At 74.1% G+C, this 8,529-nt stretch carries 6 protein-coding genes and 1 tRNA gene; 6 read left to right on the top strand and 1 reads right to left on the bottom strand.

Features of this window, described 5'->3' with window-relative positions:
- Positions 1-117: 117 nt before the first annotated feature.
- The 5 genes from DEP02_RS09965 (at position 118) to DEP02_RS09945 (ending at position 4,544) form a co-directional block, all read left to right on the top strand.
- A complete protein-coding gene (locus DEP02_RS09965) occupies positions 118-1,725 on the top strand; it encodes an amino acid adenylation domain-containing protein (protein ID WP_112466970.1) in 1,608 nt (535 codons plus the stop codon).
- A complete protein-coding gene (locus tag DEP02_RS09960) occupies positions 1,722-3,071 on the top strand; it encodes an AAA family ATPase (RefSeq protein ID WP_112466969.1) in 1,350 nt (449 codons plus the stop codon). Before DEP02_RS09965 ends, DEP02_RS09960 begins: the two co-directional genes overlap by 4 nt.
- A 278-nt stretch (positions 3,072-3,349) precedes the next feature.
- Entirely contained in the window at positions 3,350-3,724 is a 375-nt protein-coding gene (locus tag DEP02_RS09955; protein WP_112466968.1) for a DUF8844 domain-containing protein, read from the top strand.
- Between the two features lie 141 nt (positions 3,725-3,865).
- Complete coding sequence (locus DEP02_RS09950; RefSeq protein ID WP_112466967.1) at positions 3,866-4,480, top strand: bifunctional DNA primase/polymerase; 615 nt, start codon at positions 3,866-3,868, stop codon at positions 4,478-4,480.
- A tRNA-Lys gene (locus tag DEP02_RS09945) sits at positions 4,471-4,544 on the top strand. The genes DEP02_RS09950 and DEP02_RS09945 overlap by 10 nt, the downstream gene beginning before the upstream one ends.
- A 243-nt stretch (positions 4,545-4,787) precedes the next feature.
- Here the strand turns inward: DEP02_RS09945 and DEP02_RS09940 are convergent.
- Positions 4,788-6,119 carry a M6 family metalloprotease domain-containing protein gene (locus tag DEP02_RS09940; protein ID WP_112466966.1) on the bottom strand — a complete coding sequence of 444 codons (1,332 nt, stop codon included), beginning with the start codon at positions 6,117-6,119 and terminating at the stop codon, positions 4,788-4,790.
- Positions 6,120-6,519: 400 nt separating this feature from the next.
- Here DEP02_RS09940 and DEP02_RS09935 point away from each other — a divergent pair, with 400 nt between their 5' ends.
- Complete coding sequence (locus DEP02_RS09935) at positions 6,520-8,529, top strand: putative bifunctional diguanylate cyclase/phosphodiesterase (protein ID WP_438947742.1); 2,010 nt, start codon at positions 6,520-6,522, stop codon at positions 8,527-8,529.

Genomic DNA, 8,529 nt, shown 5'->3' with positions numbered 1-8,529 from the left:
CCGCGGCGAGGCGGGCGACCCGGACGACCCGGCGGTGGCGGCCCTGCGCAGGGCCGCCGCGCTGCGGGCCGAGGCACTGCGGGTCGCAGCGCCGGCATCCGTCGGCCGGGAGGCGGCATGTCGCTGATCGCCACCCTCGCCCGGCTCGAAGCGGTGCGCGCCGGACAGGCCCAGCCCGCCGCGACCGTCCGGCACCGGCACCTGTCCGAGCGGCCACTGGTGTTCGTGCCGCTCACCACCGCCGGTGAGGCGGGCGCCCCGCTCGGCGCGCTGGTCGGCACGGACCGGCACGCGCCCCGGCTGCTGGCCGTGCCGCAGCCGCGCGACCGGGACCTGAGGTTCGCGTTCCTCGCCGAGCTGGCCGACGTGGTCCTGCCGTACATCGACTCCCACGCCTCCGCCGTGGAGGCCGCCGAACGCACCGAGACCGACCCGGAGAGCGGCAAGCGGGTCAAGGTGGAGGTCGAGCTGTGCGCGGACGCGCCCCAGCTGATCGTGCCGAGCCGCGCGGGCATCGACTTCGTACGGCTGCTCGGGCGCTCCATGCGCTTCCGGCGCACCGCCGAGCAGGATCCCCAGGCTCCGCACCCGGCGCCGCCGAGGGTGCCGTTGCTCGGGCGGTGGCTGACCCACTTCGGGGAGCGGGCGCGGGTGCCCGGCTCCTCGCTGCTGCTGGCGCTGACCGACGTGCTGGCCCGGCACTGGACCACCGGCCAGTCCAGCCTGGAGGACCAGCACCTGGGGGCGCTGCTGGCGTGGATCGACCCGCCGGAAGGCGCCTCCGGCGCTCAGGCCGCGCTGCGGGCCGAGCTCGCGCGGGGCGCCGACGGCCAGCTGGAGTGCCCGCCGGCGGGCCCGGCGACCGACCCGGCGTTCGACAACAAGCTGCTGGCGCCGGCCATCGAGCGCTACGACCGCGCGCGTACGGCCCTCGCCGCCGCCGAGGACGGCCTCCAGGCCGACGCCCGGCTGGGCGCCCTCACCGCCGCCGAGCGCGAGATCCGCGCGCTGGTCGAGAGGTGCGCCCTGCCCACCTGGGAGAAGGTCTGGGACGGCCTGGACCTGCTGCGGGCGCTGCCCGAGGGCGCGCACGTCGAGGAGCGGTGGACGCGCGACCGCTGGTCGTTCACCGGCCACCGTGACCGTGTGCTGGCGGGCGAGCCGCCGCAGCCGCGCCGCGACGACGCGGTCACCGCGGCGAACAAACTGGCCGCGCGCGAGCGTGAGCAGGCCCGGCTGGAGGCCCAGGAGGCGCTGGACGACCCGCTGGTCATGGCGGGGCGGCGGCTGGCCGGGGAGGCGTTCGCCGGCGAGGTCACGGACGTCGTCATGGCGTACGGCGAGGGCAGGCGGCCCAGCCCGCGCCCGCTGGTCACCGTCCGCACGGACGACCTGCCGCACCTGGGCGAGCGGGCCCGGGTGTACCGCTCCCTGGACGGCAGGCCGCAGTCGGCCGAGTTCGTCGCCCACGAGGAGGGGGACGGGGCCGAGGGGACGCTGATCGTGCTGCGGATCCTGGACAAGATGGGCCGCGGCAAGGAGCCGGCGGCCGGTTCCGTGCCGGACAAGGGCGACCGCGTGTGCTTCACGCTCTTCGAGCACGAGCAGCGCGGCGGCGCGAAGCTGCCCGAGCCGGAACAGACCCCGTGGACGCATGGCGGCCCGCCGGACGAGGAGAGCGCGCCGGAGGCCCCCGACCCGGTGACCGAGGAGGACGTTCTTTGACTGCCCCCGCCCGCGAGACCGCCTTCGACCCGGGAGCGGCCGCCGCGCGCGCCACCGACGCGATCCTCCGTGACACCCTGCACGGCCCGCACCGCGGTGTCGTCGTCGACTCCCCGCCCGGCGCGGGCAAGTCGACGCTCGTCGTCCGCGCCGCGCTGGAGCTGGCCGCCGCCGGACGGCCGCTCATGGTGATCGCGCAGACCAACGCGCAGGTCGACGACCTGGTGGTGCGGCTGGCGGAGAAGAACCCCGAGTTGCCCGTCGGCCGGCTGCACAGCAGCGACGCCGATCCGTACGACAAGGCGCTCGACGACCTGCCGAACGTACGCAAGTCCGCGAAGGCCGCCGACCTCGCCGGTCTGGACGTGGTGCTGTCGACCGCCGCGAAGTGGGCGCACGTGAAGACCGACGAGCCGTGGCGGCACGCGATCGTCGACGAGGCGTACCAGATGCGCTCGGACGCCCTGCTGGCGGTGGCCGGGCTGTTCGAGCGGGCGCTGTTCGTGGGCGACCCGGGCCAGCTCGACCCGTTCTCGATCGTCGGCAGCGAGCAGTGGGCGGGCCTGTCCTACGACCCGTCGGCGTCCGCGGTGACGACGCTGCTGGCCCACAACCCCGAGCTGCCCCAGCACCGGCTGCCGGTGTCCTGGCGGCTCCCGGCGTCGGCGGCGCCGCTGGTGTCGGACGCGTTCTACCCGTACACGCCGTTCCGCAGCGGCACGGCGGCCGGGGACCGGCGGCTCACCTTCGCCGTCGCCTCGGACGGCTCGGCCCCCGACCGGGTGATCGACGAGGCCGCCGCGTCCGGCTGGGGCCTGCTGGAGCTGCCCGCGCGGTACACCCCGCGCACGGACCCGGAGGCGGTGCGCGCGCTGGCGGCGGTCGTACGGCGGCTGCTGGAGCGGGGCGGCGCGGCCACCTCGGAGCGGTCACCGGACCCGGCGCCACTGACCGCCGACCGGATCGCCGTGGGCACGGCCCACCGCGACCAGGCGGCGGCCGTACGGGCGGCCCTCGCGGACCTGGGGATCACGGACGTGACCGTGGACACCGCGAACCGCCTCCAGGGCCGGGAGTTCGACGTCACGGTGGTCCTGCACCCCCTCTCCGGCCGTCCCGACGCCACCGCCTTCCACCTGGAGACCGGCCGACTCTGCGTCCTCACCTCCCGCCACCGCCACGCCTGCATCGTGATCTGCCGCGCCGGCGTGAGCGAACTCCTGGACGACCACCCGTCGACGGAACCGGTCCAGCTGGGGGTGACGGTGAAGTTCCCTGACGGGTGGGAGGCGAGCCACGCCGTGCTCGCGCGGCTGCGGGAGCACCGGGTGGGCTGGAGACCGTGACCGACACACCAGGCACCTGGTCAGCAAGCGTCCAGCCCGGCACGCCCCATGGCCGGACGGAATCCGGCACGCCGCCGGAGGCGGCCGATGGTTACAGCCCCTGACGGGTGGGAGGCGAGCCACGCCGTGCTCGCGCGGCTGCGGGAGCACCGGGTGGGCTGGAGACCCTGAGAAATCGGGGGTGATTCCCGCCCCGCCGCCCTCTTGCGTGCGCACGGGACAATGGAGGGTGGCCCCTTCGCAGGGCCGTGCCATCCGAACGTACGAGAGGACACGACATGGCGGAGCCGACGCCGCGTCGCAACGAACCGCGGCTGCGCCCCGCGCCCCTGCTGTTCGAGCCCGCCGCGGCGGGTGCCGACCCCGAGCACTTCTTCGACCTGGAGTCGATCGACGATCCGCGCGCGCTGCTCGCGCGGGCGACGGAGCTGACACAGGCGTTCCGCGCGGCGGCCGACCGGGCGGTGGAGTTCCAGGCGATCGCGGCGGCGCAGCTCGCCGACCCGCGGCGGTTCGACCGGCTGACCCCGGCGGACATCGCCGAGCGGGCGGAGTGGACCGAGGACTACGCCAAGAAGATGGTGGAGTTCGGCCGGGATCTGCTCAGCGGAACCGAGGGCGGCGTACACGTCAACCCGGCCGATCCTCTCTAGCCCTACGGAGCCCTCCAGCCCACCTGTTCTCCCCGGCCTGGCATATGCCGGGGGCGCACGATACTCCCGCCCGCCCCTCCCTGTCCCGGTTTTCCGCAACTCGGTGGAAGCGACTGCTCACGGTCGGTAGACATATCCGCCATGAGCCGCACAGGGAGCGAACCGTTCTTCGACCATCTGCACGCCTCCGGCGTCACCGCGGACGGTGCCGCCTGGCTCGCCTCGGCGGGGACGCACCCGCGCGGCACGCTCGCGCTCTGGCGGGAACAGCCGCGGTCGCCGGTCGCCCTGCCCTGCGGCACCGCCTTCGACGTGGTGAACACGCCCGCGGTCTTCGGCCGCCGGATGCTGGACCGGCTGTGGGACGAGGGCCCGGGCTCGGGCCCGGTGGCCGTCCACCGGGGGCGGATGCTGCTCTTCGCCGCGCCGGGCACCGCGCACCGGCTGCCCTCGCTGCTGGAGTGGGAGGAGTGGGGGTCCCGGGGCCGGGCGGCCGGCCGTGGCGAAGGCATCCCGCCGCTGCTGTGCCACGGCAACGGCGACGCGGTGACCCTCCCGCCCCTGGCCGGCGAGGCCTCCCCCGGGCGGTCCGACTCCCGCTGGCTGGTCGCCCCGGACACCCGTCACCCCTGGCTGCCGGGCCCGGAGGTCCTGCTGTGGGCGGCCGTGCGGGCGGCCCGGGCGGCCGTGCGGATATCGATTTTTCCTCCCGCCGACCAGGGTGCTAATGTCTACGACGTCAGCAGGCGCCGCTAGCTCAGTTGGTTAGAGCAGCTGACTCTTAATCAGCGGGTCCGGGGTTCGAGTCCCTGGCGGCGCACGATGGCGATGGCGAGGCGTGTCCGCGGAAAGCGCGGAGCGTCTCGCCATCGTTGGTTTTGCGCGGCTTTGCCGCGCGTTGTGGGGGCTTCGCCACCCACACCCCCTTACTCCGGTCACCGTGGGTGTCAGGTGCTCCGGCGGTCGTGGTGTCAGGTGCCTCCGCGGCCGTGAGGATCAAGCGCTCCTGTGGTCGTGAGAGTCGGATGCCTCCGCGGCCGTGAGGGGCGGGCGGGTGGGTGGGTCAGGCGGGTGTGATCTTGATGGTGTACGCGCCCGATGTCGTGCGGTTCTCCACCTCCACGCGGACGCCGTCCCCGGGCACGGTGAAGGTCTCGCCGACGTCGATCGGCGCGTCGGCGAGCGGCGGGTAGACGGAGGTCTCCGCGCAGGCCTCGGTCTCCGGGTGGGCGTCGATCACCTGGATGGGGCCGTCGCCCGACTCCGCCGTGCTGCGTACCCGGTACACCAGCACCCCCTGCCGGCATCCGGTCACGTCGTTGCCGAGCTGGGCCCGCGCCTCGATGGCCAGCGCGCTGTCGCTCCCGGTGCGCACCACGGCGAGCTTCGTCCCGTTGCCCAGTCCGAACGGCGGCGACCCGGCGGCGCCCTCTCCCGTATCCGTCGCCCCCGCCGGCCCCACCTCCACCGGTTCCAGCGTCAGCCGGGCCGGCCCCGTGCCCCGTACGCAGGTCACCTGGCGCGGCTCCAGCCATCCGAGTTTCCACTTGTGCCAGGCGAACGGGTCCGGTGAGAGGGCGAACTGGCTGCCCATCAGGTCCCAGTCCCCGACGTAGGTGTCCCAGTCGCCCTTGCCGTCCACCGGCCGGTGGTACAGGTCGGGCAGGTCGAAGACGTGCCCGGTCTCGTGGGCGAGCACCAGCCGGTCCGGCGGATGCCGTTCGAACACCGTCACCACCCGCCGGATCTCCTTGCCGTCGGCCTGCAGCGGCATGTCCAGGTTGACGACCTTCGTCGCGTCCGAGTCGACGCCGGGCGCGTCCGGGTCGGCGACGAAGTAGACGACGTCGTAGCGCGAGAAGTCGACCTCGGGGTCGGCGGCGGCGAGCGCGTCGTCCAGGTAGGTGGCGCGTTCCCGGGCGTTCCAGTCCCGGCGCATGGCGTACGCCGTGGACGGCCGCGGCATCCGGACCCAGTGCCGCAGCGCGTGCGGGCGCAGGGTGAACCTGCCGTAGGACGCCTGCTCGTAGAACCGGCTGGTGGCCGGGAAGTGGTCGGCGGCGAGTTCGGCCGGGGTGGTGAGCGGTGCCGAGTCGGGGAAGGACAGGAACACCAGGACGGCGTCGAGCGGCCGGGTGGGCCGCGGGTAGGAGGCGTTCCAGGTGTCCAGGCCCTCCGAGTGGTGCGCGTCCGTGCGGCGCAGGGCGCAGGGTGAGGCCGCGAACGGTTCGGCGACGGACGGCCCGGTCAGGATCGAGGTGGCGGCGACCGCCGACAGGGTGGTGAACACGGCCGCGGTGCTGCGCAGTCGGGGACGCGCCCCGCGCACCCCCGCCCGGCTGAGCGCCCTGAGGGCGTCATGACCGAGCGCCTTCAGGGGGAGCTGACGCGGCACGGGGACCTCCGGGGCGGTTCGCGGGACACCGAACCCAGCTTGTGACAGTTTGTAGGGGTACGCCCTGTTTGCCTGCACCGGAAGGGTGAGAGGCCGGAGTTCACGGCTGGACGGACCGGCGTGGGGTCCGGGGAAGCGACATCCCCGGACCGCTCACGGAACGTCACAAGTGATCGGTCGACTGAAGAATCCGTCCAGGTGTGGGCAGAAACGGTCCGCGCATGGGGCCGGTCGTTCCGTGAGGCCGGCAAGTGGCTGGAAGGGGTCCGCCGACGGCATCTATGATCGGCACACTTTCCTTGCACTTCCCTGCGCGGACACGGGCCGTGCGGCCGTTCGTCCCCCGGCCGGCCACCCGACGAGACCGATACGAAGACCGAGTGCACTGCGGGAGCGAGCGGTGAGCGGAACGTCCGAAGGGCCGACGCCCGCGACAGACCTCAGCCGACCGGGCGTCACACAGAGTGACGTCACGGTGTGTCCGGGTACCGAGCCGATCGCGGTCGCCGCGGCACGGCAGTCCGTTGCCACCGTCCCGTCCGCGCCGCCTCGCGGCGGCCCCGGCGACCCCCTCCCCACCGCCGCTCTCACTCCGATGGCGGAGCCCGCGCCCGCTGCCGTGGGATTCACCGGCATGGCCCAACGCCCGCTCACCGCCTCCCCGGAGCCCCGCTTCCCGGAGCCCCCCTTCCGTTCCGCCTTCTCCGCCGCGCCGCTGGCCATGGCCGTCGTCGACCGCGACGGTCTGGTGGTCAGCGCCAACGACACCTTCGGCGCGCTGTTCGGCGGCGGTCCCGAGGAGTTCGCCGGGCAGCCGGCCGCCGATCTGGTGGACCTGACCTCCGACGCCCGCACCCGGCACGCCTACCACAAGGTGCTGGGCGGCCGGCAGGCCCGGCTGCGCTGCGCCCGCCGCCTGAAACACCCCGACGGCCACTGCCTGTGGGTCCAGATCACCGTCGCGCCTCTGACCCCGGAGTCCCCGGAGTCCGCGGACGTGCTGCTGTCCGTCGCCGACATCAGCGCCCGGCGCGAACTCCAGGCCCGGCTGCGGCACCTGCAGAACCACGACCCCGTGACCCGGCTGCCCAACCGCACCCTGTTCTTCGAACGCCTGTCGGCCGCGCTGGAGGCGGAGTCGTACGAGGGCGGCGGGAGCGGCCGGATCGGGCTGTGCTACCTGGACCTGGACGGTTTCAAGGCGGTCAACGACACCCTCGGCCACCGCACCGGCGACCGGCTGCTCGCGGCCGTGGCCGAACGGCTGACCCGGTGCGCGGACGAGGCCGGACACGGCCGCACGAGCGCCCCGCTGGTGGCCCGGCTCGGCGGCGACGAGTTCGCGCTGCTCGTGGAGGACTCGACCGGCACCGAGCAGCTCGCGGAGCTGGCCGAGTCGGTGCTCACGGCCCTGCAGGCGCCGTTCGAGATCTCCGGCCGGCGCCTGTCGGTGTCGGCGTCCATCGGCGTGGTCGAACGGCACGCGGCGGGGACGTCGGCCACCGCGCTGATGCAGGCGGCCGACACGACGCTGTACTGGGCGAAGGCGGACGGCAAGGCCCGCTGGACGCTGTTCGACCCGGAGCGCAACGCGCACCGCATGACCCGCCAGGCCCTCGTCTCCACGCTGCGCGCGGCCGTCGAACGCGGTGAGTTCACCCTGGAGTACCAGCCGCTGGTCGGCATGGACGACGGGCGGCTGCGCGGGGTGGAGGCCCTGGTGCGCTGGCTCCACCCGCAGTTCGGCACGCTGACGCCGAATCGGTTCATCGCACTGGCGGAGGAGGACGGCTCGATCGTGCCGCTGGGCCGCTGGATCCTGGCCACCGCCTGCCGCCAGGCCCGCCGCTGGCAGCTGGACCACCCGGACGAGCCGCCGATCTTCGTCAGTGTCAACGTCGCGGTCCGCCAGGTGTGGGACTCCGACCTGGTCGCGGACGTGGCCGAAGTGCTGGCCGAGACCGGGCTGGCGCCGCACCTGCTGCAGCTGGAGCTGACCGAGTCGGCGGTGATGGGCTCGGCGGGCCGGCCGCTCCAGGCCCTGCGGGCGCTGAGCGACATGGGCGTGCACATCGCCATCGACGACTTCGGCACCGGCTACTCCAACCTCGCCTACCTCAGCCGGCTGCCGGTGTCGGCGCTGAAGCTGGACGGTTCCTTCGTACGGGGCTTCCAGCACGAGGAGCGGGACGGTACGGCGGGGCGGCCGAGCCCGGCGGACGAGGTCATCGTGGAGGCGATGGTCCAGCTCGCCCACCGGCTGGGGCTCACCGTCACCGCCGAGTGCGTGGAGACCTGCGACCAGGCCAGCCGGCTGCGCCGGATCGGCTGCGACACCGGGCAGGGATGGCTGTACTCCCGGCCGGTGCCGCCGGACCGTATCTCCGAGTTGCTGGAGAGCCGGTGCTGA

The organism is Streptomyces triticisoli (assembly GCF_003270085.1).
Lineage (GTDB): Bacteria > Actinomycetota > Actinomycetes > Streptomycetales > Streptomycetaceae > Streptomyces > Streptomyces triticisoli.
This window is presented reverse-complemented; position numbering and strand designations above follow the sequence as displayed.

Bases quoted from the DNA above. Each gene is read 5' to 3' on its own strand.
- DEP02_RS09950 (WP_112466967.1), top strand. From the start codon at position 3,866: ATGAGCCGCACAGGGAGCGAACCGTTCTTCGACCATCTGCACGCCTCC.
- DEP02_RS09965 (WP_112466970.1), top strand. From the start codon at position 118: ATGTCGCTGATCGCCACCCTCGCCCGGCTCGAAGCGGTGCGCGCCGGA.
- DEP02_RS09955 (WP_112466968.1), top strand. From the start codon at position 3,350: ATGGCGGAGCCGACGCCGCGTCGCAACGAACCGCGGCTGCGCCCCGCG.